Source organism: Streptomyces flavidovirens DSM 40150, assembly GCF_000429085.1.
Taxonomy (GTDB): Bacteria; Actinomycetota; Actinomycetes; order Streptomycetales; family Streptomycetaceae; genus Streptomyces; species Streptomyces flavidovirens.
In genome coordinates, this window is the sequence record NZ_AUBE01000021.1 from 1 (window position 1) to 26202 (window position 26202).

The window sequence follows — 26202 nt, forward strand, 5'->3', positions numbered from 1 at the left end:
AGCTAGCACCACGAAAGAGCGGAACAGATCGGACCGGAATATGGTCCGCTGTTCTCAGCGTCCTCGCTGTGTTCACCCGGGCCGTCACACGTGACGACCCAGGACTTTTCAAAGGAACCACCAACCCACCAAAGATGGGCCGGGGTATCAACATATCTGGCGTTGACTTTTGGCACGCTGTTGAGTTCTCAAGGAACGGACGCTTCCTTTGTACTCACCCACAGAACATCGTCTGGGGCTTTCCTCCGGGCTTTCGTTCGGTATTTCGTGTTTCCGACTCTATCAGACTCTTTCGTGTCCGACTTCCTCGGCGCTTTCCAGGTTCTTCGCTTTCGCGTCTCCCTTTCGGCGGGTCACTACTTTAGCGGATTTCCCTTGCGGCTCATAATCGAGCCGCTGAGCAGGAATTCGGGCATGCCGAAATCGAACCCGTCAGGGAAGTCGTAGGTAGTGGTTGGCCGCTTCGAGCTGCTTCGGACGGCTCGAAAGCCGGTGCCGACAGCAGTGCCCGTGTCAAGCGGCTCGGGCCACATTAGGCGTCCGCCGGGGCCACGTCAAGTTCGGCGGCGGCGGGGGGTGTGGGCGCGAAAGGGGCTGACCGTGGGGTCCCCGTCGATCCAGAAACGCCAGGGGTGGTTCGCACCTTCGCCGCCCACGCCGGTGCGCGGACCGTTCTGTACCAGGTCGGCAGGGGCGGGGGTGCCGTGCAGTACAGAGAGAGGGGAGTCCGGGCCGGCGCAGAGGTCGGTGCCGTCCAGGGTGCGGTCGATGGCCAGTCCCGTGGCGAGGCGTGCCGGGCCTTTGGCCAGTTCGTTGTCGTTTCGGGCCGAGAGTCGTCGCTTACGTACGAACTCCTGGCCGCGCATCACCTCTCCCCCGCGCAGGAGGACGCCACTGGCTGCGTGCTCCTGGCCGCAGACCAGGTTGAGGCTGAACCACATGCCGTAGATGAAGTAGACGTACGCGTGACCTGGTGGGCCGAACATCGACGCGTTGCGCTGGGTCTTTCCGCGGTAGGCGTGCGATCCGGGGTCGCCCGGGCCGTCGTAGGCCTCGACCTCGGTGATGCGGAGTTCGATCGGGCCGTCTTCGGTCAGTCGTACGAGGGTGCGGCCCAGTAGGTCGGGGGCGACCTCCAGTACGGGGCGGTCGAAGAACGTCCTGGGGAGCGGCGTACGGTCGGGGTCCGTGATCATGCCCTCCGAGCGTAGTGGATGTCGTCCGTTCGGGTAGGTGGCCTTGGGGCACGCGCTTTGCCAGGGTGAGGGCCACGGAACCGGGCGTGGTCCTTCCGCGTTTGTACTGGTCAGAGTCAGAACCAAAGATCTGGGGAGAAGTCATGGGCTTCAAGAAGTTGCTCGCGAGCTTGGGTGCCGGGGGCGCGTCGGTGGAGACGGTGCTGACCGAGGCGAACGTCGTGCCTGGCGGTGTGGTCCAGGGCGAGGTGCGTATCCAGGGCGGCTCGGTCGATCAGCAGATCGAGGGGCTCTCCGTCGGCCTGCAGGCACGCGTCGAGGTGGAGGGCGGTGACCAGGAGGTCAAGCAGGACATCGAGTTCACCAAGCAGCGGCTCGGTGGTGCCTTCGAGGTGAAGGCCGGCGCCGTGCATGTGGTGCCGTTCGGGCTGGAGATTCCCTGGGAGACGCCGATCACCAGCATCGCCGGTCAGCAGTTGCACGGCATGAACATCGGGGTGACTACGGAGCTGGAGATCGCGCGGGCCGTGGACTCGAGTGACCTGGACCCGATCAATGTGCACCCGCTGCCGGCGCAGCAGGCGATCCTGGACGCCTTCGTACAGCTGGGCTTCCGCTTCAAGAGCGCGGACATGGAGCGCGGCCACATCCGGGGGACGCGTCAGCGCCTGCCCTTCTACCAGGAGATCGAGTTCCAGCCGCCGCAGCAGTACCGCGGGCTGAACCAGGTCGAGCTCACCTTCGTCGCGGACGACCGTGAGATGGACGTCGTCCTGGAGATGGACAAGAAGCCCGGGCTCTTCAGTGAGAGCAGCGACTCCTACCGGGCCTTCAAGGTCGGGCTGAACGACTTCCAGGGAACCGACTGGGCTGCCTACCTCAACCAGTGGCTCGCCCAGGTCGGCGGTCAGCGCAACTGGCTCTAGGCTCGCCGAGCCGTCATGCAGTAAGGCGGTCAGGCAGTAAGGCAGTAGGCAGTCAGGCACAGCAGCAGTCAGCACAGCAGACAGTCCAATCGGAGGTTCCAGACGTGTCCGAGGCGAAGAGGCCGCCGCTTCCCCATGACTTCCATCCGCCCGTGCCCTCGTTCACTGTGGTGAGTGAGGACGTCGCCGACGGGTCGGTACTGAAGGACGCTCAGGTGTACGCGGAGGGCAATACGTCGCCGCACCTGCGGTGGGAGGGTTTTCCCGCCGGGACCAAGAGCTTTGCCGTGACGTGCTTCGATCCGGACGCGCCGACCGGAAGCGGGTTCTGGCACTGGACCGTATTCGACATTCCGGCGTCCGTGACGGAGCTGCCTGCCGGGGCGGGCAGCGGGAAGTTCGAGGGGTTGCCGCAGGGTGCCGTTCAGGCCCGTAACGACTACGGGTCGAAGGACTTCGGCGGGGCAGCGCCGCCTGCGGGCGAGAAGCACCGCTATGTGTTCACCGTGTACGCCGTGGACACGGAGAAGCTCGGTCCTGACGCCGACACCTCCCCCGCCGCTGTGGGATTCAATCTGCGTTTCCACACGCTCGGGCGTGCGCAGCTGGTCGCCGAATACGAGGCCCCCGCGGCGAGTTGACCGTTCACTTTCTGTTTGCCCGTCCCTGGTCTTGGAAGAGATCAGGGACGGGCATCTTTTTATTGCGTTGTCCATCTCGGTGTGCCCGGTCAGAGTTGATCCAAGTCCGCCACGGGGCGGGCCGGCGCAGGGAGGGTGGGCAAGATGCGGGACACGCTGGTACTGAACGCGAGCTTCGAGCCGCTGTCTACGGTGACGCTGAACCGGGCGGTGGTGCTTGTCCTCACGGACAAGGCCGTCGTCGAACAGGCCCGTCCCGGACTGCTGATGCGCGCGGCCGCCGTGGAGCTTCCGGTGCCGCAGGTGATCAGGTTGTGCCGTTATGTCCGGGTGCCTTTCCGAAGACAGGCACCGTGGTCGAGGCGTGGTGTGCTGATACGGGACCAGCACCGGTGCGCGTACTGCGGGCGGCGGGCCACCACCGTCGACCACGTGGTGCCGAAGGCTCAGGGTGGCGGGGACGGCTGGCTGAACACGGTGGCGTCCTGCGCGGAGGACAATCACCGCAAGGCGGACCGTACGCCGGACGAGGCGGGGATGCCGCTGTTGCGCCGGCCGTTCGTTCCCTCGCCCGCCGACGCGATGCTGCTGGCGCTGGGAGCGCATGAGCGGTCGGTGCTGCCCGACGGTGTCTCCCCTGCTCGTACGGAGCTCAAGGACTGGGGATGGCTGGCGCAGCCGGCGTAGGTACGCACCGGTCGTGAGCCCGCCTTCGTCCGGAGGCGGGCTTTTGTATGCCGGTCAGCGCAGCAGCAGTTGGATGATCGCGACGGTGCCCACGGCCACGATCAGAGCGCGCAGGGCGGTCGGTGGCAGGCGGCGGCCGATCTTGGCTCCGAGCTGGCCGCCGAGGGTGGAGCCGACCGCGATGAGGGCCACGGCCGTCCAGTCCAGTTCGGCGGCGAAGACGAAGAAGGTCGCGGCGACGGTGTTGACGATCGCGGCGAGGACGTTCTTGGTGGCGTTCACGCGTTGCAGGGTGTCGGTGAGCAGCATGCCCATCAGGGCGACGTAGATGATTCCCTGGGCCGCGGTGAAGTAGCCGCCGTACACGCTGGCGATCAGCAGTCCGGTGATGAGGAGCGGGCCGCCGTCGGGGTCGGCGTGGAAGCCGTTGCGCTCGCGGCGGCGCTGGACAGCCTTGGTGATCCGGGGTTGCAGGATCACCAGGACGAGGGCGAGTCCGACGAGGACCGGAACGATCGTCTCGAAGGCGGTCGGTGGGAGTGCGAGGAGCAGTACGGCTCCGCAGATGCCTCCGACGGCGGCGGCCGCGCCGAGCCGCAGGATGCGGCGGCGCTGGCCGGTGAGTTCCTTGCGGTAACCGATGGCGCCGCTGATCGAGCCGGGGATCAGGCCGAGGGCGTTGGAGACGGTCGCGGTCACCGGCGGAAGGCCGGTGGCGAGCAGCACCGGGAAGGTGATGAGGGTTCCAGAACCGACGATGGTGTTGATGGTCCCCGCGCCCACGCCCGCGGCGAAGACGGCGAGCATCTCCCAGATGGTCACGGTGTGCCCCTGCTCTTGTGCGTGATCGGTGCTTGGTGCACCGATCATGCACGACGGTGGGCCGCGTGAAGGGACGGGGGTCAGTCGATGGGAGGTTCCTGGCGGCGCTCCTGGCCCGTGTTGAAGCCGGGGGCGCCACCGCTGAAGTTGCCGAAGGCGCCGCTGAGGCCCTTGAGTGCGTCGCCGATCTCACTGGGCACGATCCAGAGCTTGTTGGCGTCGCCCTCGGCGATCTTCGGGAGCATCTGGAGGTACTGGTACGAGAGCAGCTTCTGGTCCGGGTCGCCCGCGTGGATGGACTCGAAGACCGTACGGATGGCTTGTGCCTCGCCCTCGGCACGCAGCGCGGACGCCTTGGCCTCGCCCTCGGCGCGCAGGATCGCGGACTGCTTCTCACCTTCGGCCGTGAGGATCGCGGACTGCCTGATGCCCTCGGCGGTGAGGATCGCGGCGCGCTTGTCGCGGTCGGCGCGCATCTGCTTCTCCATCGAGTCCTGGATGGAGGTGGGCGGCTCGATCGCCTTGAGCTCGACGCGGTTGACGCGGATGCCCCACTTGCCGGTGGCCTCGTCGAGGACTCCGCGCAGTGCCGCGTTGATCTCCTCGCGGGAGGTCAGGGTCCGCTCCAGGTCCATGCCGCCGATGATGTTGCGCAGGGTGGTGACGGTGAGCTGCTCGATGGCCTGGATGTAGCTGGCGACTTCGTACGTCGCGGCCCGGGCGTCGGTGACCTGGTAGTAGATGACGGTGTCGATGTTGACGACCAGGTTGTCCTGGGTGATCACCGGCTGGGGCGGGAAGGGCACGACCTGTTCGCGGAGGTCGATCCGGTTGCGGATCGAGTCGATGAACGGGACGACGATGTTCAGGCCGGCGTTGAGTGTGCGCGTGTAGCGGCCGAAGCGCTCCACGATGGCGGCGCTGGCCTGCGGGATGACCTGGATCGTCTTGATCAGGGCGATGAATACCAGCACCACCAGAATGATCAGGACGATGATGACGGATGACATCGCGTTTCCCGTGCCCTTCGTGTCGTGCTTCTCGGGAGACCGGCCAGGCCGTGGGCCGTGACGCGGAGGATCTGATGATCAATCTTCCCAGAACGCGGGTCGGTGTGCGGGGTGTTCGGCTTACCTCGCCGGGTTACGTCGCTACGGCGCCGCGTCAGTACGGCGTGACGCATCGCCACGGCGTCACATCACCACGGCCGTTGCTCCGTCGATCTCGACGACGTCGACCTGCTGGCCCGGTTCGAAGCTCTGGTCCGCGTCGAGGGACCGGGCGGACCACACTTCGCCGGCGAGTTTGATCCGGCCGCCGCCGGCGTCGACCCGTTCGAGCACCAGGGCCTGACGGCCCCTCAGCGCGTCGATGCCGGTGCGGTGTTGGGGGCGGTCGGAGCGGTGCCGGGCGGCTATCGGGCGTACGACCGCGATCAGCGCGACCGAGACGGCGGCGAAGACCAGGACCTGGGCGACCATTCCGCCGCCCAGGCTCGCGGTCACGGCGCCGGCGACCGCGCCTGCCGACAGCATTCCGAATTCGGGCATCGCTGTCACCACGAGCGGAATTCCCAGCCCGACAGCGCCGATCAGCCACCACACCCATGCGTCGATGTCCACATGGTCATGGTAGGTGCGGGTGGTCTTCGCGGACAGGGCGCGGGCAGGGCGGAGGAATGTCGGCGGAAGGTCAGGCGAGCGGCAGGCCCTGGGCCGTCCAGCGGTCGGACCTGCGCTCGACGACGAGCGGGAGGCCGAAGCACAGGGAGAGGTTGCGGGAGGTCAGTTCGGTCTCCACGGGGCCCGCGGCGAGGACCTTGCCCTGGCGGATCATCAGGACGTGGGTGAAGCCGGGGGCGATCTCCTCGACATGGTGCGTCACCATGATCATCGAGGGGGCGTACGGGTCGCGGGCGAGGCGGCCGAGGCGGCGGACGAGGTCCTCGCGGCCTCCGAGGTCGAGACCGGCGGCCGGCTCGTCGAGGAGCAGCAGCTCGGGGTCGGTCATCATCGCGCGGGCGATCATGGTGCGCTTGCGCTCGCCCTCGGAGAGCGTGCCGAACTTCCGGTCGAGGTACTCCGTCATGCCGAGGCGGTCGAGGAAGGCGCGGGCGCGCTGCTCGTCGACCTCGTCGTAGCTCTCGTGCCAGGTGGCGGTCATGCCGTACGCCGCGGTGAGCACCGTCTGGAGAACGGTCTGGCGCCTGGGCAGCTTGTCGGCCAGCGCGATGCCGGCCATGCCGATGCGGGGGCGGAGCTCGAAGACGTCGGTGCCGGGGCTGCCGAGCGTCTCACCGAGGATCTTGGTGCTGCCGGTGGTCGGGAAGAGGTAGCTGGAGGCGACGTTCAGCAGGGTGGTCTTTCCGGCGCCGTTGGGGCCGAGGATCACCCAGCGCTCGCCCTCCTTGACCGACCAGGAGACGTCTTCCACCAGAGCGCGTCCGTCGCGGACCACGGATACGTCCACCAGCTCCAGTACATCGCTCATGAGCGCGTTGTCTCCCCATGCAGTCTCGAGAATGTCGGGTGCCCCTTGTGCCTGTAGGCACAGCTCCCAGGGGAAAACCTACGCCACCGGTCGAGTGGTCCGACTGCTAGGTCCATCACCGAGGCCATTACCTAGGCTGGGGTCATGCTTTTTGAACCTCGCTCAGGACGTCTGGCCGCCTGGGGAAACGCCCTTTTGGCCGGAGTTGCTTCGCCGGATCACGTCGCGCTCGCCATTGTCGGGGAGGACGCGGTGCACCGGGTGGAAGGTGTGCCAGGAGAAGCGGGGCCGGTCGGGCTCACGCTGGCGCTGGGGCGGTTGCGGGCGCTCGGGGCCACCGGATTCCGGGTGGCGCTGCCGGCGCCGGGGCATCCGCTGGGGCTCAGCGGACCGCCGGAGTTCAACGCGCGGGCGCTGGAGGCGGAGGAGGCGGTGGTCTGCTCCGGTGCGGCGTACGGGCTGGTGCCGGAGGTGTACGAAGTGGGGCCGGCCGGGGACGTACGGGTCGAGGTGATGTGGCACTGCCTGGCCGTACGGGAGGCTCCGCCCGCCGATGTGCCCTCGCTCGGGGAGGCGGAGCGGGAGCTCGCGGAGGCGCTGCGGGATGCGACGGCGGTGCTGTCGCGGCTCGATGTGGCGGGGTCCGGTCCGGTGGCGGAGGCGGCGATCGACGCGTACCGGGCGCGGGTGGAAGGCGGCGGGGGCGAGGTGCTGGCTCCGGGATATCCGCCGCGGGCGGTACGGGTGCTGGAGCTGGCGCAGCGGGTGGGGCTGCTCATTTCCGTGGCGTACGAGAACGGGCACGGGGGTGCGGTGAGCGCGTCGGAGATGGCGGCTCGGGGGGAGGCGCTGCGGCCGGTGGAGCGGGTGGCGCGGCGGGCGCAGGTGGCGGCGTACAACGCGTGGGTGGAGGAGCGGGAGCGGGGCGGGCTGTAGGGCTTGCGGGGCTGCAGTGTGCGGCCGGCCCCCAGGCGCTGTCGGGGCGCCTGGGGGCCGGGAGTCACCGCTTGGCCTGGGTGGGTCAGTAGTTGACGCCGTGGTTCCCGAAGGCCGGGTTGAGGACGCCGATGACGTTGACGGTGTTGCCGACGGCGTTCACCGGGACGTGGACCGGGACCTGGACCAGGTTGCCGGAGCCGACGCCCGGCGAGTGGACGGCCTTGCCGTGGGCGTGCGCACCGCCTTCGGTGGCGGACGCAACACCGGCGCCGGCGGCGATGAGGCCACCCGCGACCATGGTGACGGCAGCGGCCTTCTTCAGGTTCTTCACTTCAGGATCCTCCTAGACGTCGCTGCGGCCAGCCGCCGCAGCACCATGAAGAACGGGGCACGGGCCGATCGGATGCGCCATTCGGGGGACATACACCCGACGGTATGAATCTCGGACCGGGACGTAGACCGTCCGATTAACCCGTAATCCCATGTCGCACGGCCCAGAGGGCTGCCTGGGTGCGGTCGGACAGGTCCAGTTTCATCAGGATGTTCGAGACGTGTGTCTTGACTGTCTTCTCGGAGAGGACCAGGGCGCGGGCGATCTCCCGGTTGGAGCGGCCGTCCGCGATCAGCGTCAGCACTTCCCGCTCCCGTTCGGTGAGTGTGCTGCCGCGGCCCGTGCCGCCGTTGCCCTCGTCCTGCGCGAGCAGGGCGCCCGCGACCTCCGGCTGGAGGAGGACATGACCCGCGTGTACGGAGCGGATGGCGCCGGCCAGGGCGTCCGGGTCCACGTCCTTGTAGACGTAGCCCGAGGCGCCCGCGCGCAGGGCGGGGACGACGGTGCGCTGCTCGGTGAAGCTGGTGACGATCAGCACCTTGGCGGGGTTGGCCAGTTCACGGAGTTTGCGCAGGGCCTCGATGCCGTCGGTGCCCGGCATCTTGATGTCCATGAGTACGACGTCGGGGCGCAGCTCCTCGGCGCGGGCCACACCTTCGGCGCCGTCGCCGGCCTCGCCGACGACCTCGATGTCGTCCTGGATCTCCAGGAAGGTGCGCAGGCCTCGGCGTACCACCTGGTGATCGTCGACGAGCAGTACGCGGATGCCGTTGTTCGCCGGTCGTGCGGCCGCCTCAGCCACCGGGGACCTCCATCTCGATCGTGGTGCCCTTGCCGGGCGCCGATTCCACGGTGAGTCTGCCGCCCGCTCCGCCGGCCCGGTCGCGCATCGAGACCAGACCGAGGTGGCGGCCCGCCCTGCGTACGGTCTTCGGGTCGAAGCCGCTGCCGTCGTCCGTCACTCTCAGCCGGGCGCCCTGTCCGCTCTTTTCGAGTACGACGTCGACGTGGGCGGCGCCGGAGTGGCGCAGTGCGTTGTGCAGTGCCTCCTGGGCGACCCGCAGGAGGGCTTCCTCCTGGGCGGCGGGCAGGGCCCGTACTCCGCCGCTGTGGAAGGTGACGCGGGCGGTGTGGGCGCGGTCCATGACCTGGATCTGGGTGCGCAGGGTGGCGATCAGGCCGTCCTCGTCGAGGGCGGCGGGGCGCAGCTCGACGACGGCGGCGCGCAGTTCGTCGGCCGCTTCGGCGGCCAGCGCGGCCACCTGCTGGAGCTCGCCCTTGGCGCGGGCCGGGTCGCGGTCGACGAGGGCGGCGGCGGCCTGGGCGGTCAGGCGCAGGGAGAAGAGCTTCTGGCTCACGGCGTCGTGGAGCTCGTGGGCCAGGCGGGAGCGTTCCTCGGCGATGGTCAGCTCGCGGCTGCGCTCGTAGAGGCGGGCGTTGGTGAGGGCGATCGCGGCGTGCTGGGCGAGCATGCCGAGCAGTTCCTCGTCGTCCTCGGTGAAGCCGCATGCTCCGTCGGGCTTGGGGCAGCGCTTGTTGGCGAGGAAGAGCGCGCCGATGACGTCGTCGCCGTCGCGGATGGGCAGGCCGAGGAAGTCGGACATCTCGGGGTGCGCGGCGGGCCAGCCCTCGAAGCGCGGGTCCTTGCGTACGTCGGCGAGGCGCTCGGTGTCGGCGCCGTGCAGCATCGCGGCGAGGATGCCGTGCTGGCGGGGCAGCGGGCCGATGGCCTTCCACTGCTCGTCGCTGACGCCGTCGACCACGAACTGGGCGAAGCCGCCGTGGTCGTCGGGGACGCCCAGTGCGGCGTACTCGGCGTCGAGGAGCTCGCGGGCGGAGGCGACGATCGTCTTGAGGACGTCGCGCACCTCCAGGTGCCGGCTCATGGCGAGCAGTGCGGTGCTCACGGCGGTGAGGCCGGCGCGGGGGGATGCGGTCTCCCCTGCTCGACGGGCCCCTGCTCGATGGGTCATGTGATCACCGTACCGGCGTGGTCCGGCCGTCGTATCGGACCTGCGGAGGCTCCGCTCAGGACTCAGGACGTAGGTCCGATTGCCTGGTCGGTGGGCGTAGGCCGAAGTGCCCTGGTGCGGTGGGGCCTGCGCATGAGGCGCCGGGAGGGGGCTGGTTCCTAGGTTGAGGGCATCGATGCGGCGAAGGTGCGACGAAGACCAAGGGGAACGGTTGTCATGGCGGTTGCGATCATCACGGGTGCTTCGAAGGGGCTGGGGCGGGCGCTGGCGACGGCGCTCGCGGAGCGGGGCTGGGATCTGGTGCTGGACGCCAGGACCGGGAGCGCGCTGGAGGACGCGGCTCGGGGGGCTCGTAAGTACGGGACGCGAGTGGTGGCCGTCGCGGGAGACGTCACCGACGCGGCGCACCGGGCGGAGCTGGTGGCCGCCGCGCGCGGGCTCGGCGGACTGGATCTGCTGGTGAACAACGCGAGCGCGCTGGGGGCGGAGCCGCTCGTACGGCTGGAGGAGCTGCCCCTGGACGGGCTGCGGGCGGCGCTGGAGACGAATGTGGTGGCGGCGCTCGGGCTCGTACGGGAAGCACTGCCGCTGCTGCGGGCGGCGGGGGGCAGTGACGGGAACGGCGGCGCGGTGGTCTCGGTGAGTTCGGACGCGGCGGTGGAGGCGTACGGGACCTGGGGTGGTTACGGGGCTTCGAAGGCGGCGCTCGACCAGCTCTCGGCGGTGCTGGCGGCCGAGGAGCCGGGGCTGCGGGTGTGGAGCGTCGATCCGGGTGACATGCGGACGGACCTGTACGCGGCCGCCGTACCGGACGACGACGCGTGGCGGCCGGAGCCCGCTGCGGCGGTCCCGGCGTTCCTGCGGCTGCTCGACGAGCGGCCCCGGCGCGCGAGCGGGCGGTACGTGGCGTCGGCGCTGGTGGAGACGGAGGGGGACCGATGAGGGACGCGATCACGCGCCGGCCGGAGCGGGAGGCCGGCGGCGCCGGAGCGACGGCGGGCGGGGTCGGAGCGCTGCGGGTGCCGGAGGAGCTTTCGGCGCGGGTGCCCGCCGAGGAGCGCGGCTCGGGGCGGGACGACGTGCGGCTGCTGGTGTCGCGGGGCACGGAGGTTTCGCATCACGTGTTCCGGGAGCTGGCGGGGCTGCTGCGGGCCGGAGACGTGCTGGTGGTGAATACGTCGCCCACGCTGGCGGCGGCGGTGGACGGGCGGGTGATGGTGGCGCCGGGCGGCCCGGCCGCTGGGCCCGCCACTGGCTCGGATGATCGCGTGGTGGTGCACTTCTCCACCGAAGGCGACGACCGGCGCTGGGCCGTCGAGCTGCGCGGCCCCTTGGAGACCGGGGCGACACGGCCGCTTCGCGGCGGGCCCGCCGGGACCGCCGTCCGGCTGCCGGGGGGCCGGAGGCTGGTGCTGGAGGAGCCCGTCGGGGCGGGCGGAGAGCGGTTGTGGTGGGCCCGGGTGTCCGGCGGGGACGTGCCGGGGCTGCTGCGCCGGTACGGGCGGCCCATCCGGTACGGGTATACGGAGCGGGACCAGCCGCTGTCGGCGTACCAGACGGTCTTCGCGCTGCCCTCCCCCGACGGGGCGGGCTCGGCCGAGATGCCGAGCGCGGGGCGGCCCTTCACGGCGGCGATGGTGGCGGAGCTGGTGAGCCGGGGCGTGCAGTTCGCGCCGCTCACCCTGCATACGGGGGTCGCTTCGGCCGAGGCGCACGAGCCGCCGTACCCGGAGCGTTTCGAGGTGCCCGCTTCGACGGCGTGGCTGGTGAACGCGGCGCGGGCGGGCGGCGGGCGGATCGTCGCGGTCGGGACGACGGCGGTGCGGGCGCTGGAGTCGGCAGCCGGGCCCGACGGGGTGGTGCGTGCGGCGGCGGGCTGGACGGCTCTGGTGGTCACGCCGGAGCGGGGCGTGCGTGTCGTGGACGGACTGCTGACCGGGCTGCACGAGCCGCAGGCGTCGCATCTGCTGATGCTGGAGGCGGTGGCGGGAGAGGCCGCGTTGCGCCGCGGATACGCCGAGGCGCTGAGCCATCTCTACCTCTGGCACGAGTTCGGCGACGTACATCTCGTCCTCCCGGAGGAGACCGGCGCGGAGCACTCACTCTGAGCATCGCACGAGCAACTATTGGTGAGTTTGTTACGTGCCCGATGTGAGCCCGCGCATAGGACACACGTCACTTACGAAGGGTCGTAGTTGATGGATAAGGGGCGTCTGGGCTGGGTAGCGACCCGCGCCAGGCCCTGGTGCGGGGGTCCTCGTCCACTACCGGGGATCGTACGTCACACCTTTGCCACAGGATTTTGCGGACGCTAACAATGGCTGCCGTCGCGGACTCCGCGACTTCCGCTATTCGAAGAGGTACGTCTGCATGTCCGCGTCTCGCACCCCTGGCTATAGCCGCCTGAACCTGAACAAGAACCACAAGTTCTCGATCGCCGGTGTCGCCGCCCTCGGCGCCGCCGCCCTCACGTTCTCGCTCGTCCCCGGCAACGCGTCGGCCGAGGCTGACACGAAGTCCGTGACCGCCGCCGCTCCGGTGGCGTGGTCGGCAGCCGCCGGCAGTGCCCAGGCCAAGACAGTGCACACGAGCATCACGCAGCAGCAGGTCGGCGCCGACAAGGTGGCCAAGGCTGTGGCCGAGGCCCGCGCGAAGGCCGACGCCAAGGCCGAGGCGGCCGCCAAGGCCAAGGCCGCGGCCGACGCCAAGGCAAAGGCCGAGGCGAAGAAGCGCGCCGACGAGCGACGCGCGGCCGCGAGCCGCGCCGCCGCGCGCAAGCCGGTCTACGCCAACAACCTCGACGGCTGGATCCGGGAGGCGATGTCCATCATGAAGAAGCACAACATCCCCGGTTCCTACGAGGGCATCCACCGCAACATCATCCGCGAGTCCAGCGGTAACCCGCGCGCGATCAACAACTGGGACATCAACGCCATCAACGGCATCCCGTCCAAGGGTCTGCTCCAGGTCATCAAGCCGACCTTCGACGCGTACCACATCCCCGGCACGAAGCACGACCAGTACGACCCGGTCGCCAACATCGTCGCCGCCTGCAACTACGCGGCCGACCGCTACGGCTCCATGGACAACGTCAACAGCGCCTACTGAGCCTGACGACGTCCGAGCGTGTACGAAAGGGCGGCACCCCCGTGGGGTGCCGCCCTTCGGCGTGTCCGGTGCCGGGCGCCGTTACTTGCGCATGACCTCCGGCTCGTGGCGGCGCAGCAGGCGCACCACCACGAAGCCGCAGAGGACGCCGATGCCGAGCAGCACGCCCATGTCGAACATCCACTGCCCCGAGGTGTGGTCCCACAGCCCGTCGAGGTTGAGCGGGTCCCACGGCATGGTGACGTTGAGCTGCGCCGTGGTGCCGAGCGCGGCGACGGCCCAGCGTGACGGCATGAGCCAGGCGACCTGCTCGATGCCGGGGCTGTCGTGGAGCTGGAAAAGGACACCGGTGAAGACGACCTGGACGATCGCAAACATCACCAGCAGCGGCATCGTCTTTTCGGCGGTCTTCACCAGCGCGGAGATGACCAGACCGAACATCATCGAGGTGAAACCGAGCGCGCTGATGACGATCGTCATCTCGATGACCGGGGTGTCCTCGAAGATGACGCCCTCGGCCGGCAGCTTCGAGCGGGCGCCGAAGCCGATCGCCGCGATGATCACGCCCTGGAGGGCGGTGATGAACCCGAGGACGATGACCTTGGACATGAGGTACGCCGAGCGGGACAGGCCGGTGGCCCTCTCGCGCTCGTAGATGACCCGTTCCTTGATCAGCTCACGGACGGAGTTGGCGGCACCGGAGAAGCACGCGCCGACCGCGAGGATCAGCAGGATGGTGCCGGAGTCCTTGTTGATCAGCCTGCTCTTCTCCGGGCCGAAGCCCAGACCGCTGTCCGCCGGGATCACGGTGCTGACGATGCCCAGGACCGCCGGGAGGATCAGCATGAGACCGATGAAACCCTTGTCGGACACGATCACCGACACATAGCGGCGGATCAGGGTCCACAGCTGTGAGCCCCAGCTCTGCGGCTTGGGCGGGCGCATCTGCTGCGCCGGCGGCATGTGTACGGGCTGCGCGGCGACGGCGTCGATGTCGGCGGCGTACATCTGGTAGTGCTGGGAGCCGCGCCAGCGGCCCGCCCAGTCGTAGTCGCGGTAGTTCTCGAAGGCGGAGAAGACGTCGGCCCACGTGCTGTAGCCGAAGAAGTTCAGTGCTTCCTCCGGCGGACCGAAGTAGGCGACGGACCCGCCGGGCGCCATGACGAGGAGCTTGTCGCAGATCGCGAGCTCGGCCACGGAGTGCGTGACGACGAGGACCGTACGGCCGTCGTCGGCGAGGCCGCGCAGCAACTGCATGACGTCGCGGTCCATGCCCGGGTCGAGACCGGACGTCGGCTCGTCGAGGAAGATCAGCGACGGCTTGGTCAGGAGCTCCAGGGCCACGGAGACGCGCTTGCGCTGGCCACCGGAGAGGGAGGTGACCTTCTTCTCCTTGTGGATGTCCAGCTTGAGCTCGCCGAGGACCTCGTTGATGCGCTGCTCGCGCTCGGCCTCCGTGGTGTCCGCGGGGAAGCGGAGCTTCGCGGCGTACTTGAGGGCCTTCTTGACGGTCAGTTCCTTGTGCAGGATGTCGTCCTGCGGGACCAGGCCGATGCGCTGGCGGAGTTCGGCGAACTGCTTGTAGAGGTTGCGGTTGTCGTAGAGGACGTCGCCCTGGTTGGCGGGCCGGTAGCCGGTGAGCGCCTTGAGCAGGGTGGACTTGCCGGAGCCGGAGGGGCCGATGACGGCGATGAGCGACTTCTCCGGTACGCCGAAGGAGACGTCCTTGAGGATTTGCTTGCCGCCGTCGACCGTCACCGTGAGGTGGCGGGCGGAGAAGGAGACCTCACCGGTGTCGACGAACTCTTCGAGCCGGTCCCCGACGAGGCGGAACGTCGAGTGGCCGACGCCGACGATGTCGCTGGGGCCGAGCAGCACGGTGCCGGACTTGGGGATCGGCTGGCCGTTGACGTAGGTGCCGTTGTGGCTGCCGAGGTCGCGGATCTGGAACCGGCCGTCGGGCGTCGCGGTGAACTCGGCGTGCAGCCGGGAGACCTGGAGGTCGGAGACGACCAATTCGTTCTCCAGGGCACGGCCGATCCGCATCACGCGGCCCATGGAGACCTGGTGGAACGTCGTGGGGCTGCGGTCGCCGTACACCGGCGGAGCCCCCGCGACACCGCCGGCCGGGGCGCCCTGCTGGTGCGGCACTTGCGCCTGGGGCGCTTGCGCCTGGGCTGCTTGCTGCCATGCCTGCTGGGGCTGCTGCTGGTTGTGCTGATTCTGCGCGGCGTCCTGCGGATGGGGGTTGTGGGGCTGGTGCGGTGCCTGGGGTGCCCAGCCGGGAGCGCCCTGCTGCTGAGGTGTCTGCTGGTGGGCCATGGCGCCCTGTCCGCTGGGCACGCCCGCGCCCGACAGGCTGAGCCGCGGGCCGTCGGTGGCGTTGCCGAGGTGCACGGCGGAGCCGGGGCCGATCTCCATCTGGTGGATCCGCTGGCCCTGTACGTACGTGCCGTTGGTGCTGCCGTGATCCTCGATGACCCAACTGCGGCCGCCCCAGCTGACGGTGGCATGCCGCCACGAGACCCGGGCGTCGTCGAGCACCACATCACCCTGCGGATCACGTCCGAGGGTGTACGACCTGGACGGATCGAGCGTCCAGGTCCTTCCATTCAATTCCAGTACGAGTTCCGGCACTCCGCGCCCCACCTAGTTGTCCCCCGAGTTACCCCCGTCGCAGGGAGTCTAGGGATGCTGAACATCGGGAGGAACTATTTCAGGCCCGGTCCCGAATTAGAAAGTCGAGCCCTGTGAAGACCGCGCGCGGCTGCCCGTTGACGCGGGAGAAATACCTCCGGAGAGTGGTAAGCGCGTATGAGTACGTACGGATCATGCGCGAATAGAACAACATAGGACAGTTCAGCACGGATCGGGGGGCCCTGATGAGTGCGAGCGGCAGGAGCGGCGTGCGGTGGGGCGATGTGCTGCTTGCCGCTATTGCCGCGGTGAGCTGGGCGTTGGCGGGCATGGCCGGTGTCGCGGCGCTCGGGCTCCATCTGCTGGGCGCGGATTCGGCGGGGTCGCTCGGGCCGATGACGGCGGCTGTAGTGGTACTGGGGGCAGGTGGTTCGGTAAGCCCGTCCGGCGATGTCTCGGCGTTCGGTCTCGACGGCGCGGAGGCGACGACCGCCGTCGACATCGCGCCACTCGGGGTGGGGCTGGTGGGCGCCCTCCTTCTTTCGTTCTTCTTCCTGAGGTCCCTGCGCGGTGTGGGGACATTGATTTCCGTGGGTGAACTGACCGCCAGGGTGGGGGCGGTGGCCGTGCTGTTTGTCGCCACGATGGGCGGGCTCGCCCGGGCTGGGCACGACGTCATCACGATCGACGGCGACGCGTTCGGACTCGGATCCGGATCCGGGCTCGACAAGGTGCCGGAGAACGATGTGTCACGGGAAGTCGACGAGTTGCTGCCCGGCGGGCTCGGGCTCGGACTCGGCGACATCGGCGGGCTGCTGCCCGACCGGCTGGCCGGCCTCGTGGACGCGAAGGCGTCGGTCGGCTTCACCGTCAATACGGGCGAGACGTTGGCGGGTGCGTCCTGCTGGGTGCTCGGGGTGCTCGTCGTCGCGCTGCTCGCCTCGCGTCGTACGCCGCTGCCGCGTGGGTGGGACGCGGTGCACCGGGTCGTACGGCCGGCCGTGTCCGCCGTGGTCACCGTGCTCGTGGTCGCGGTTCTCGCGGGGCTCACCGCAGCTGCGTACGCGGCGGCCGGCGACGACAACCCGAAGCGGATCGTGGGGGCGGCGCTGCTCGGGGCGCCCAACGGGGTGTGGCTCGGGATCCCGCTCGGGCTGTTCGTGCCGTGGAGCGGCGAGGCGACGGGCGAGATGGCGAAGCTGCTGCCGGATCCGCTGGACGAGCTGCTGCGGGTGAACGCCGACGAGCCGGTGATGCTGGGGCGGCTCGCGGAGCTGGACGGGCGGGTGTGGCTGCTGGGTGTCGCGGCCGCGCTGATGATGCTGTACGCCGGTGTGCTCACGGCGGCGCGTACGCCCCGGCGCGGGGGCGAGCTGTCGGTGGCGGGGTTCGCGGGGCGGTGCGCGGTGCGACTGGGGGTGGCGGCGGGGGTCGCGCTGCCACTGCTGGTGTGGCTGACGGACGTATCCGCCGACGCGTCGCTGTCGGTGCTGGGGATCGACGCGTTCGGCGCGGGGATCGAGCTGCACGGGAGCATGGGGATGGCGCTGCTGCTGGGTGCGGTGTGGGGCGCGGGCGCGGGGGGCGTGGGGGCGCTGCTGGCGTGTGGGGCGGGGGCGGCGGGGAGTCGGGTGGCGGCGATGGCTTCGGGGCGCGGGGCGGATGCCGGTGGTGGTGCGGGTGGACGGACGTACCCGGCCCCGGCGTACGCACCGGGGCCGTACCGGCCCTCCCCCGCGTATCGGCCTTCGCACCGGGAGACGAATCCATACCTGCGGGCGCCGGAGGACGTGCACGGGGCGCCGACTGTGGTGGGCCCGGTGGTCCCACCCCCGCCCCGTCGCCCCCGCCCGGCGCCTCCGCCCCCTCCGGAGGAGGGCCCGCCCCCGCCAGGACAACCGGGACGGGGCCGCTGACCGGACCCTGCGGAACTCTCCCCGTCCCCCGCTCGCTCCCGCCCTGACACTGAGCAGCTCCGCTGCGTGAGGGGCTCCGCCCCGTACCCCGGTCCTCAAACGCCGAACGGGCCGGACGGCTCCGACATGCCGGATGGTCCCGGCGGGGCCGGGTCGCAGGGCGGTGGCTGTGGCGGGTGGCGGGGGCCGGGGTCGGCTGGGGTGGTGTTGCGGGTGTGTCCGGTCCTCGGGACGGGAGGTGAGGGGGGTGCAGGGGGCCGATACGGTAGAGGCATCATGAGCGCATCTCAGTCCAGTCAGCCCAGTCAGCCCAGCCAGTCCACTGACGCTGCCCCGACCCTTCTCGTCAAGATCTTCGGGAAGGACCGTCCCGGAATCACCGCCGGGCTCTTCGACACGCTCGCCGCCTACTCCGTCGATGTCGTCGACATCGAGCAGGTCGTCACCCGTGGCCGCATCGTCCTGTGCGCCCTCGTCACCGAGCCGGCCGTCGGCACCTCCGGTGAGCTGCGGGCCACCGTGCACAGCTGGGCCGACTCCCTCCGGCTCCAGGCCGAGATCATCTCCGGTACGGGCGACAACCGGCCGCGCGGAAGCGGGCGTTCGCATGTCACCGTGCTCGGGCACCCGCTCACCGCCGAGTCGACCGCCGCCATAGCGGCCACGATCACCGGTACCGGCGGCAACATCGACCGTATCTTCCGGCTCGCCAAGTATCCGGTCACCGCAGTGGAGTTCGCGGTGTCCGGTACGGAGACCGAGCCCCTGCGCACCGCTCTCGCACTGGAGGCCGCCGAGCTCGGCATCGATGTGGCCGTGGTGTCGGCGGGGCTGCACCGGCGCGCCCAGCGCCTTGTCGTGATGGACGTGGATTCCACGCTCATCCAGGACGAGGTCATCGAGCTGTTCGCGGCGCACGCGGGCTGCGAGGACAAGGTCGCCGAGGTGACCGCACAGGCGATGCGCGGCGAGCTGGACTTCGAGCAGTCGCTGCACGCGCGCGTGGCGCTGCTCGCCGGGCTCGACGCCGACGTCGTCGACAAGGTGCGGCAGGAAGTACGGCTCACCCCCGGCGCTCGCACCCTGATTCGTACGCTCAAGCGGCTCGGGTACCAAGTGGGCGTCGTATCCGGTGGGTTCACGCAGGTCACCGATGACCTGAAGGAGCGGCTCGGGCTGGACTTCGCGTCCGCCAACACACTGGAGATCGTCGACGGAAAGCTCACCGGCCGTGTCGTCGGTGAGATCGTGGACCGTGCGGGCAAGGCCCGGCTGCTGCGCCGCTTCGCCGCCGAGGCGGGCGTACCGCTGGACCAGACCGTCGCCGTCGGTGACGGCGCGAACGATCTCGACATGCTGAACGCGGCGGGCCTGGGTGTCGCCTTCAACGCCAAGCCCGTCGTGCGGGAGGCCGCCGACACGGCCGTGAATGTGCCCTTCCTGGACACCGTGCTGTATCTGCTCGGCATCACCCGTGAAGAGGTGGAGGCCGCCGACGGCCTGGCCGAGTGAACGCGTGCGCGAGTGAGTGAGCGTGTTGAGGCCCCGGTGCGGATGCGCGCCGGGGCCTTCGTTCTCACGTACCGGAAAAGGGAGTCGGCCTCAGTCGTGCGGGGCCCAGTAGTCCAGCAGCTTGCCCACGCCGTGCTCCACGGACTTCCAGGAGCCGGTGAAGCCGACGATCGCGAACGAGGCGGTCGGGAAGCCGCTCTTGGTCATGCGGGCCATGGCGTCGCCCTCGCTGCTGCCCGCCAGCGCGTCGGCGGCCGCGTGCATGCTGGGGTTGTGCCCGATGACGAGGAGGTCGTTCACCTCGTCCGGAGTCTCGTTCAGGAGCGCGAGAACGTCGCCGAGGGTGGCCTCGTACAGCCGCTCCTCGTAGACGGTCTTGGGACGCCGCGGCATTTCCTGTACGGCCAGCTTCCAGGTCTCACGGGTCCTGGTCGCGGTCGAGCACAGAGCCAGGTCGAAGGTGATGCCCGTGTCCGCCAGCCGGTGGCCGGCGACCGGGGCGTCCATGCGGCCGCGGTCGGCGAGCGGCCGATCATGGTCGGACACCTGCGGCCAGTCGGCCTTCGCATGCCGGAGTAGGACGATCCTGCGGGGTGTATCGACGCTCATGCATCCCAGCTTCGCACGAATCGCGCCACGGGGCGCAGGGTGTTGGCGGGCTGCCCCAGCACGGGTGAACGGGTTCCCCGGCTAGTGGGACAAGGTCTGCTGGATACGCTCCACGAAGTGCGCGACCGCCGGGTCGCCGGGCGCCGCGTGCGCCTCGTCCGGCCCGGCGATCAGCAGCAGCAGGACGGCGAAGGCGAGGGCGGGGAGGACGACGGCCCACCACGGGAGCCGGGTGTCGATGCCGGAGGCCGGGGAGTTGGTTCCGGGGTGTGCGCGGGCCGCCATGACCGCCTCCGTTTTCGCTGTTCGGCTGATGTACGTCGAACCTACGGAGTGCGCGCGCGGGAACCCATCCGGTGACCCACCCACTTCACCCTGACCCCGGCCCCCTAGGGGACGGTGGGGACAGCCCCACCGTCGGTGTGCCGGAGCGCCGGGGCCTACGGCGAGGCCAGCGAGGCGATGATCGCGATGATCACCGTGATGCCGAGCATCGCGCCGAGCACGAGCAGCAGCTTCTTCTGGCCGTTCTGGGGATTGGGGTCGAGTACAGGCATACGGCCAGTCTCGCACCCTTTGTACGCCGGGCCTGCGGCCGGGTCAGCCGAGTTCGTCCTCGATCGTGCGGTTGCGTCCGGCGAGCACGCCGACGACCAGCTGCGGCACCATCAGGCCTGCCATGAGGCCGATCGGCAGGCCCCAGCTCCCGCTGTGCTGGTAGAGCACGCCGACCAGCAGCGGCCCGGGGATCGAGATGAGGTAGCCGGTGCTCTGCGCGAAGGCGGAGAGGCGTACGACGCCCGCGCCGCTCTTCGCCCGCATGCCGATCATGGTGAGGGCGAGCGGGAAGGCACAGTTGGAGACGCCGAGCAGCAGGGCCCACGCCCAGGCGCCGGCGGCCGGGGCGAGGTAGAGGCCGGCGTACCCCATGAGGCCGCTCAGGCCGAGGGCGACGACGATCGGGCCCTGGTTGCGCAGGCGGGAGGCGACGCGCGGGATGACGAACGCGAGCGGTATGCCCATCGCCATGGTCACGGCGAGCAGCACACCGGCCGTGCCCGCGGAGACTCCCGCGTCGCGGAAGATCTGCGGCATCCAGCCCATGGTGATGTACGCCGCGGTGGCCTGGAGGCCGAAATAGCAGGCGAGCGCCCACGCCGTACGGCTGCGGGTGATGCTCAGGGCGGGGGCGGGGGCGCTGCCCTGCTGCCGGGCGGTGGTGCGGGTCTTCGGCGCCCGGGTGCTGGAGTGGCGGGTGAGGACGAGCCAGGGCAGTACGGCGACGGCGGCCAGAGCGCCCCACACGGCGAGGCCGGTCTGCCAACTGCCGCCCAGCGCGCGGGTCATGGGGACCGTGGCGGCCGCGGCGAGCGCGGTGCCGAGCGCGAGGGCCATCGAGTAGAGCCCGGTCATCTGGCCGACGCGGTCGGGGAACCAGCGCTTGACGATGACCGGCATGAGGATGTTGCTCACGGCGATGCCCATGAGGGCGAGCGCGCTGGCGGCCAGGAATCCCGCCGTACCGCCGAGGTAGGGGCGGACGAACAGACCGGCCGCGATGGCCGCCATGCCCGCGCAGACGATCGCGCCGGGGCCGAAGCGGCGGGCCAGCCGCGGGGCGGTGAGGCCGAAGACCGCGAAACAGAGCGGCGGCACGGACGTCAGGAGGCCGGCGACGCTGCCGCTCATGCCGAGCCCGGTACGGACCTCTTCGAGGAGCGGGCCGAGGCTGGTGATGGCCGGGCGGAGGTTGAGCGCGGCGAGAACGAGTCCGAGGATCACGAGCCGGGTGACCCAGGCCGACCGCGGCTGCGGCTGCGGCTGCTCCTGGCGTACGGAGGCTGCTGGGGCGGGGTTCAGGGTTCGGGTCTCGTCTTGGGGCATGCGGACCATCATAGAATCATGGGATGATTGGTTGTCCAATTGGTCTTCCCGTCCCGAATCAGGAGCACGAACACCATGGCGCTGACCTCACCCCGGCGTTCGGCTCTCGCCGACCAGGTGATCACTGAGCTGCGCAACCAGATCACCTCGGGCGAGTGGCCGGTGGGGTCACGCATTCCGACCGAGCCGGCGCTGGTCGAGCAGCTGGGCGTGGCCCGCAACACCGTCCGGGAGGCGGTGCGCGCGCTGGCGTACAACGGGCTGCTGGACATCCGGCAGGGGTCCGGTACGTACGTCATCGCCACCAGTGAGCTGGCCGGCGTCATGCACCGCCGGTTCGCGGACGCCGACCCCCGCCATATCGCGGAGCTGCGCTCGACCCTGGAGTCGTCGGCGGCCCGGCTGGCGGCCCAGCGGCGTACGGAGCGTGATGTGCGGCAGCTGGACGCGGTGCTCGCGCGGCGCGAGGAGGCGTGGGCCTCGGGCGACGCGGAGCTGTTCGTCCGCGCGGACGCGACGCTGCACCTCGCCGTCGTCGCCGCCTCGCACAACGACGTGCTCATCGGGCTCTACGCCGACCTCGGCGACCTGTTGCGCGACTGGCTGCGCGACGACGTGGGGCAGGAGCTGCGCCCGGAGGACCACATGGACCACGGGCGGCTGATCGAGGCGATCCGCGCGCGGGACGCGGAGACGGCGGCCACGGAGGCGGCGGGGTATTCGCTCAAGTGCCTCGGGGACCGGGCGTAGGAGACCGCCGTACGGCCGCTACATCCGGTGGTGGCTGACCCAGGCCGAGCGGACTTCCTTCCAGCAGCGGTCGGTCAGCCGCACGGTCTGCGCGGGGCCGACCTCGACGGGCGAGCCGTCCGCGTCGATGTCCCACCAGCGGTCGCACTCGGTGTGCAGCCGCACCAGGTCGGACGCGGGGTACGGGTTGTGGCAGTACGCGACGACACGCGAGCCGTCGATGGTCGTGCGGCAGGTGGAGCCGAAAAGCGCGACCTTCTTCGCTGCGGGCTTCCGTCCGGCATCCGCCGGACGCTCGGCGACGGCTGGGGCGGCCAGTCCGGCCACGGCGGCCATGGCCAGCAGGCCGGCTGCCGCTCGACGGTTCGACGGGCGCACATGCGCCACCTCCTCCCCACAGAGCGCCGGGTATGTCCCGGTTTCCTCAGTCTGCGGGGAGTCGCCGGTCTTTTCGACTCGGGAGCGGATCGTGCACGCAGGGTCACCACAGGCGGCGCCCGGAACGCACGGAAGCCGCGCGCCGTCCGCTGGACGGTCGCGCGGCTTCCCGGGGAACGGTGCGGCGTTACGCGCCGATGGCGTGCAGACCGCCGTCGACGTGGATGATCTCGCCGGTCGTCATCGGGAACCAGTCGGAGAGCAGCGCGACGACGCCGCGCCCGGCCGGCTCCGGGTCGGACATGTCCCACTTCAGCGGGGAGCGGTGGTCCCAGACGCTCGCCAGGTCCGCGAAGCCGGGGATGGACTTGGCGGCCATGGAGCCGAGCGGTCCGGCGGAGATCAGGTTGCACCGGATGTTGTCCGGGCCCAGGTCGCGGGCGAGGTAGCGGGAGGTGGCCTCCAGCGCGGCCTTGGCCGGGCCCATCCAGTCGTACTGCGGCCAGGCGAACTGGGCGTCGAAGGTGAGGCCGACGACCGAGCTGCCGCTGCCCATCAGGGGGCGGCACGCCATGGTGAGCGACTTCAGCGAGAACGCCGAGACGTGCATCGCGGTGGCGACGGACTCGAACGGCGTGTTGAGGAAGTTGCCGCCGAGCGCGTCCTGCGGCGCGAAGCCGATGGAGTGGACGACGCCGTCGAGGCCGCCGAGCTCCTCACGGACCAGGCCTTCGAGCCGGTCCAGGTGCTCGGTGTTCGTGACGTCCAGCTCGATGACCTTCGCTGGCTTCGGCAGCTTCTTCGCGATGCGCTCGGTCAGCGTGGGGCGGGGGAAGGCGGTCAGGATGACTTCGGCACCCTGCTCCTGGGCCACCTTGGCGGTGTGGAAGGCGATGGAGGACTCCATCAGCACACCCGTGATGAGGATGCGCTTGCCGTCGAGAATTCCACTCATGTGATCAGTGACCCATGCCCAATCCGCCGTCAACCGGGATGACGGCTCCAGTGATGTACGACGCGTCGTCGGAGGCGAGGAAGCGCACGGTGGCGGCGATCTCCTCCGGCTGCGCGTAACGGCCGAGCGGCACCTGGGCGACGATGCCCTCGCGCTGCTCGTCCGTGAGCGCCCCGGTCATGTCGGTCTCGACAAACCCGGGCGCCACGACGTTGAAGGTGAGGTTGCGCGAGCCCAGCTCACGGGCGAGGGAGCGCGCGAAGCCGACCAGACCGGCCTTCGAGGCGGCGTAGTTCGCCTGCCCTGCCGAGCCGAGGAGCCCGACGACCGAGGAGATCAGTACGACCCTCCCCTTCCTGGCGCGCAGCATGCCGCGGTTGGCCCGCTTGACCACCCGGAAGGTACCGGTGAGGTTGGTGTCGAGGACGGACGTGAAGTCCTCCTCGGACATGCGCATGAGGAGCTGGTCCTTGGTGACGCCGGCGTTGGCCACCAGCACCTCCACGGGACCGTGCTTCTCCTCGATCTCCTTGTAGGCCTGCTCCACCTGCTCACTGTCGGTGATGTCGCACTTGACGGCGAGGCAGCCGAGTTCGGTGAGGGCGGCCGGCGGTTCGCCGGAACGGTACGTGAAAGCGACCTTGTCGCCGGCGTCGGCGAAAGCGCGGGCGATGGCGAGGCCGATGCCCCGGTTTCCTCCGGTGACGAGAACCGAGCGGCTCAACGGATCACCCTTTCCATAGCGGTCTGGTACTGATCGAAACTATCGGTACCGGACCACGTACAGAGAATCGGGCCCTGACAGTGCCACGGAGAAGTCGCTGTCGGGTCCCTACAGAAAGTGGTGGGCAAGGGGCCCGTCGGCGCGTCATGATCTGGGGGACCGGTCCCGACGACAGGAGTCATCCGTGCCTCATTCCATCGACGAAGCGTTCACAGCCCTGCCGCTGCGCGCGCTCGCCGACGCGGCGCTCGCGCGTGCCCGCGCGCTGGGAGCCGACCATGCCGATTTCCGCTTCGAGCGGGTGCGCAGCGCGTCCTGGCGCCTGCGTGACGCCAAACCGTCGGGTTCCTCCGACACCACGGACCTCGGGTATGCGGTACGGGTGGTGCACGGCGGCAGCTGGGGGTTCGCGTCCGGTGTGGACCTGAGCATGGACGCTGCCGCGCGGGTCGCGGGCCAGGCGGTCGCGATGGCGAAGCTGTCGGCGAAGGTGATCAAGGCGGCCGGGTCCGACGAGCGGGTGGAGCTGGCCGACGAGCCGGTGCACGCGGACCGGACGTGGGTCTCGTCGTACGACATCAATCCGTTCGACGTGGCGGACGAGGAGAAGTCGGGGCTGCTTGCCGACTGGAGCGCCCGGCTGCTGGCGGCCGACGGCGTCGCGCATGTGGACGCCTCGCTGCTGACCGTGCAGGAGAACAAGTTCTACGCGGACACGGCCGGCACCGTCACCACGCAGCAGCGGGTGCGGCTGCATCCGCAGCTCACGGCGGTCGCGGTGGACGCGACGAGTGGTGAGTTCGACTCGATGCGGACGATCGCGCCGCCGGTCGGGCGGGGCTGGGAGTACCTGCTGGGGACCGGCTGGGACTGGGAGGGCGAGCTGGCGGCGATGCCGTCGCTGCTCGCCGAGAAGATGCGCGCGCCGAGTGTGGAGGCGGGGACGTACGACCTGGTGGTGGACCCGTCCAATCTGTGGCTGACCATCCATGAGTCGATCGGGCACGCGACGGAGCTGGACCGGGCGCTGGGTTACGAGGCGGCGTACGCCGGGACTTCCTTCGCCACCTTCGATCAGCTCGGGAAGCTGGCGTACGGGTCGCCGATCATGAATGTGACGGGTGACAGGACCGCCGAGCACGGGCTCGCCACGGTGGGTTACGACGACGAGGGCGTCGAGGCGCAGTCCTGGGACCTGATCAAGGACGGGACGCTCACCGGCTACCAGCTGGACCGGCGCATCGCGAAGCTGACGGGTCTCGGCCGGTCGAACGGCTGCGCCTACGCCGACTCCCCCGCGCACGTGCCGGTGCAGCGCATGGCGAATGTGTCGCTCCAGCCGGATCCGGGCGGCCTGTCGACGGAGGATCTGATCGGCGGCGTCGAGCGCGGGATCTACGTCGTCGGTGACCGGTCGTGGTCGATCGACATGCAGCGGTACAACTTCCAGTTCACCGGGCAGCGCTTCTTCCGGATCGAGAACGGCCGGCTCGCGGGCCAGCTGCGCGATGTCGCGTACCAGGCGACGACCACCGATTTCTGGGGCTCAATGGAGAAGGTCGGCGGCCCGCAGACGTACGTGCTGGGCGGCGCCTTCAACTGCGGCAAGGCGCAGCCCGGCCAGGTCGCGTCCGTCTCGCACGGCTGCCCTTCTGCCCTGTTCCGCCGGGTCAACATCCTCAACACGACGCAGGAGGCGGGCCGATGAGCCGCAGCACCACTTT

Annotated in this window: 27 protein-coding genes; 11 read left to right on the plus strand and 16 right to left on the minus strand. The window is 69.9% G+C overall.

Annotated elements, in window-relative coordinates:
- Positions 1-554: 554 nt before the first annotated feature.
- A complete protein-coding gene (locus tag G412_RS0123515; RefSeq protein ID WP_028814231.1) occupies positions 555-1196 on the minus strand; it encodes a DNA-3-methyladenine glycosylase in 642 nt (213 codons plus the stop codon).
- A 143-nt stretch (positions 1197-1339) separates the two neighbouring features.
- Here G412_RS0123515 and G412_RS0123520 point away from each other — a divergent pair, with 143 nt between their 5' ends.
- The 3 genes from G412_RS0123520 (at position 1340) to G412_RS35675 (ending at position 3450) form a co-directional block, all read left to right on the plus strand.
- The gene (locus G412_RS0123520) at positions 1340-2122 is read left to right on the plus strand and encodes a sporulation protein (RefSeq protein WP_028814232.1); all 783 of its coding nucleotides are present in this window, start codon (positions 1340-1342) and stop codon (positions 2120-2122) included.
- A 104-nt stretch (positions 2123-2226) separates the two neighbouring features.
- Positions 2227-2763 (plus strand): YbhB/YbcL family Raf kinase inhibitor-like protein, encoded by a 537-nt coding sequence (locus G412_RS0123525; RefSeq protein WP_028814233.1) that lies wholly within the window; start codon positions 2227-2229, stop codon positions 2761-2763.
- Positions 2764-2907: 144 nt separating this feature from the next.
- Positions 2908-3450: an HNH endonuclease gene (locus tag G412_RS35675; RefSeq protein ID WP_051338571.1), complete on the plus strand. Its 543-nt coding sequence runs from the start codon at positions 2908-2910 to the stop codon at positions 3448-3450.
- 54 nt (positions 3451-3504) lie between these two features.
- Here the strand turns inward: G412_RS35675 and G412_RS0123535 are convergent, their stop codons facing one another.
- From G412_RS0123535 to G412_RS0123550, 4 genes are all read right to left on the minus strand, one after another.
- On the minus strand, positions 3505-4272 hold the full coding sequence (locus G412_RS0123535; RefSeq protein ID WP_028814234.1) for a sulfite exporter TauE/SafE family protein: 768 nt from the start codon (positions 4270-4272) through the stop codon (positions 3505-3507).
- An 80-nt stretch (positions 4273-4352) separates the two neighbouring features.
- Positions 4353-5282: an SPFH domain-containing protein gene (locus G412_RS0123540; RefSeq protein ID WP_028814235.1), complete on the minus strand. Its 930-nt coding sequence runs from the start codon at positions 5280-5282 to the stop codon at positions 4353-4355.
- A gap of 183 nt (positions 5283-5465) precedes the next feature.
- On the minus strand, positions 5466-5894 hold the full coding sequence (locus G412_RS0123545; protein ID WP_028814236.1) for an NfeD family protein: 429 nt from the start codon (positions 5892-5894) through the stop codon (positions 5466-5468).
- A gap of 70 nt (positions 5895-5964) precedes the next feature.
- Positions 5965-6762 carry an ABC transporter ATP-binding protein gene (locus tag G412_RS0123550; RefSeq protein ID WP_028814237.1) on the minus strand — a complete coding sequence of 266 codons (798 nt, stop codon included), beginning with the start codon at positions 6760-6762 and terminating at the stop codon, positions 5965-5967.
- A gap of 144 nt (positions 6763-6906) precedes the next feature.
- On the opposite strand from G412_RS0123550, the gene G412_RS0123555 reads away from it, so the two are divergent.
- Positions 6907-7698, plus strand: a complete 792-nt coding sequence (locus G412_RS0123555; RefSeq protein ID WP_078607293.1) for a hypothetical protein — start codon at positions 6907-6909, stop codon at positions 7696-7698.
- An 85-nt stretch (positions 7699-7783) separates the two neighbouring features.
- On the opposite strand, the gene chpE is transcribed toward G412_RS0123555, so the two are convergent.
- The 3 genes from chpE to G412_RS0123570 form a co-directional block, all read right to left on the minus strand.
- A complete protein-coding gene (chpE, locus tag G412_RS0123560) occupies positions 7784-8032 on the minus strand; it encodes a chaplin ChpE (protein ID WP_028814239.1) in 249 nt (82 codons plus the stop codon).
- Between the two features lie 136 nt (positions 8033-8168).
- Positions 8169-8834 carry a response regulator gene (locus tag G412_RS0123565; RefSeq protein WP_051338563.1) on the minus strand — a complete coding sequence of 222 codons (666 nt, stop codon included), beginning with the start codon at positions 8832-8834 and terminating at the stop codon, positions 8169-8171.
- Positions 8827-10005, minus strand: a complete 1179-nt coding sequence (locus tag G412_RS0123570) for a GAF domain-containing sensor histidine kinase (protein WP_078607295.1) — start codon at positions 10003-10005, stop codon at positions 8827-8829. The genes G412_RS0123565 and G412_RS0123570 overlap by 8 nt, the downstream gene beginning before the upstream one ends.
- A 216-nt stretch (positions 10006-10221) precedes the next feature.
- On the opposite strand from G412_RS0123570, the gene G412_RS0123575 reads away from it, so the two are divergent.
- The 3 genes from G412_RS0123575 to G412_RS0123585 all read left to right on the plus strand — a co-directional run bounded on the left by G412_RS0123575 (position 10222) and on the right by G412_RS0123585 (position 13113).
- Positions 10222-10947, plus strand: coding sequence for an SDR family NAD(P)-dependent oxidoreductase (locus tag G412_RS0123575; RefSeq protein ID WP_028814242.1), 726 nt, complete (start codon positions 10222-10224; stop codon positions 10945-10947).
- Positions 10944-12113: an S-adenosylmethionine:tRNA ribosyltransferase-isomerase gene (locus G412_RS0123580; RefSeq protein ID WP_078607297.1), complete on the plus strand. Its 1170-nt coding sequence runs from the start codon at positions 10944-10946 to the stop codon at positions 12111-12113. The genes G412_RS0123575 and G412_RS0123580 overlap by 4 nt, the downstream gene beginning before the upstream one ends.
- Before the next feature lie 262 nt (positions 12114-12375).
- Positions 12376-13113: a transglycosylase SLT domain-containing protein gene (locus G412_RS0123585; RefSeq protein ID WP_028814244.1), complete on the plus strand. Its 738-nt coding sequence runs from the start codon at positions 12376-12378 to the stop codon at positions 13111-13113.
- A gap of 81 nt (positions 13114-13194) precedes the next feature.
- Here G412_RS0123585 and G412_RS0123590 read toward each other — a convergent pair whose 3' ends face one another.
- Positions 13195-15750, minus strand: coding sequence for an ABC transporter ATP-binding protein/permease (locus G412_RS0123590; protein ID WP_028814245.1), 2556 nt, complete (start codon positions 15748-15750; stop codon positions 13195-13197).
- A 245-nt stretch (positions 15751-15995) separates the two neighbouring features.
- Between G412_RS0123590 and G412_RS35680 the strand changes: the two genes are divergently transcribed.
- Complete coding sequence (locus G412_RS35680; RefSeq protein ID WP_037649678.1) at positions 15996-17666, plus strand: streptophobe family protein; 1671 nt, start codon at positions 15996-15998, stop codon at positions 17664-17666.
- A 276-nt stretch (positions 17667-17942) separates the two neighbouring features.
- Positions 17943-19178, plus strand: a complete 1236-nt coding sequence (gene serB / locus G412_RS0123605; RefSeq protein WP_028814246.1) for a phosphoserine phosphatase SerB — start codon at positions 17943-17945, stop codon at positions 19176-19178.
- 90 nt (positions 19179-19268) lie between these two features.
- Here serB and G412_RS0123610 read toward each other — a convergent pair whose 3' ends face one another.
- The 4 genes from G412_RS0123610 to G412_RS0123625 all read right to left on the minus strand — a co-directional run bounded on the left by G412_RS0123610 (position 19269) and on the right by G412_RS0123625 (position 21671).
- Entirely contained in the window at positions 19269-19787 is a 519-nt protein-coding gene (locus G412_RS0123610; RefSeq protein ID WP_028814247.1) for a SixA phosphatase family protein, read from the minus strand.
- An 81-nt stretch (positions 19788-19868) separates the two neighbouring features.
- Complete coding sequence (locus tag G412_RS0123615) at positions 19869-20072, minus strand: hypothetical protein (RefSeq protein WP_028814248.1); 204 nt, start codon at positions 20070-20072, stop codon at positions 19869-19871.
- A 155-nt stretch (positions 20073-20227) separates the two neighbouring features.
- Positions 20228-20344, minus strand: a complete 117-nt coding sequence (locus G412_RS41460) for an SGM_5486 family transporter-associated protein (protein ID WP_251016312.1) — start codon at positions 20342-20344, stop codon at positions 20228-20230.
- A gap of 43 nt (positions 20345-20387) precedes the next feature.
- Positions 20388-21671, minus strand: a complete 1284-nt coding sequence (locus G412_RS0123625; RefSeq protein ID WP_028814249.1) for a CynX/NimT family MFS transporter — start codon at positions 21669-21671, stop codon at positions 20388-20390.
- 75 nt (positions 21672-21746) lie between these two features.
- On the opposite strand from G412_RS0123625, the gene G412_RS0123630 reads away from it, so the two are divergent.
- The gene (locus G412_RS0123630) at positions 21747-22421 is read left to right on the plus strand and encodes a FadR/GntR family transcriptional regulator (protein ID WP_028814250.1); all 675 of its coding nucleotides are present in this window, start codon (positions 21747-21749) and stop codon (positions 22419-22421) included.
- An 18-nt stretch (positions 22422-22439) separates the two neighbouring features.
- Here the strand turns inward: G412_RS0123630 and G412_RS0123635 are convergent, their stop codons facing one another.
- The 3 genes from G412_RS0123635 to fabG all read right to left on the minus strand — a co-directional run bounded on the left by G412_RS0123635 (position 22440) and on the right by fabG (position 24478).
- A complete protein-coding gene (locus G412_RS0123635) occupies positions 22440-22799 on the minus strand; it encodes a hypothetical protein (RefSeq protein ID WP_028814251.1) in 360 nt (119 codons plus the stop codon).
- 187 nt (positions 22800-22986) lie between these two features.
- Entirely contained in the window at positions 22987-23754 is a 768-nt protein-coding gene (gene fabI, locus G412_RS0123640; RefSeq protein ID WP_028814252.1) for an enoyl-ACP reductase FabI, read from the minus strand.
- Between the two features lie 4 nt (positions 23755-23758).
- Positions 23759-24478 carry a 3-oxoacyl-[acyl-carrier-protein] reductase gene (gene fabG, locus G412_RS0123645; protein WP_028814253.1) on the minus strand — a complete coding sequence of 240 codons (720 nt, stop codon included), beginning with the start codon at positions 24476-24478 and terminating at the stop codon, positions 23759-23761.
- A gap of 184 nt (positions 24479-24662) precedes the next feature.
- Between fabG and G412_RS0123650 the strand changes: the two genes are divergently transcribed.
- Positions 24663-26186, plus strand: a complete 1524-nt coding sequence (locus G412_RS0123650; protein ID WP_028814254.1) for a TldD/PmbA family protein — start codon at positions 24663-24665, stop codon at positions 26184-26186.
- Positions 26187-26202 lie beyond the last annotated feature (16 nt).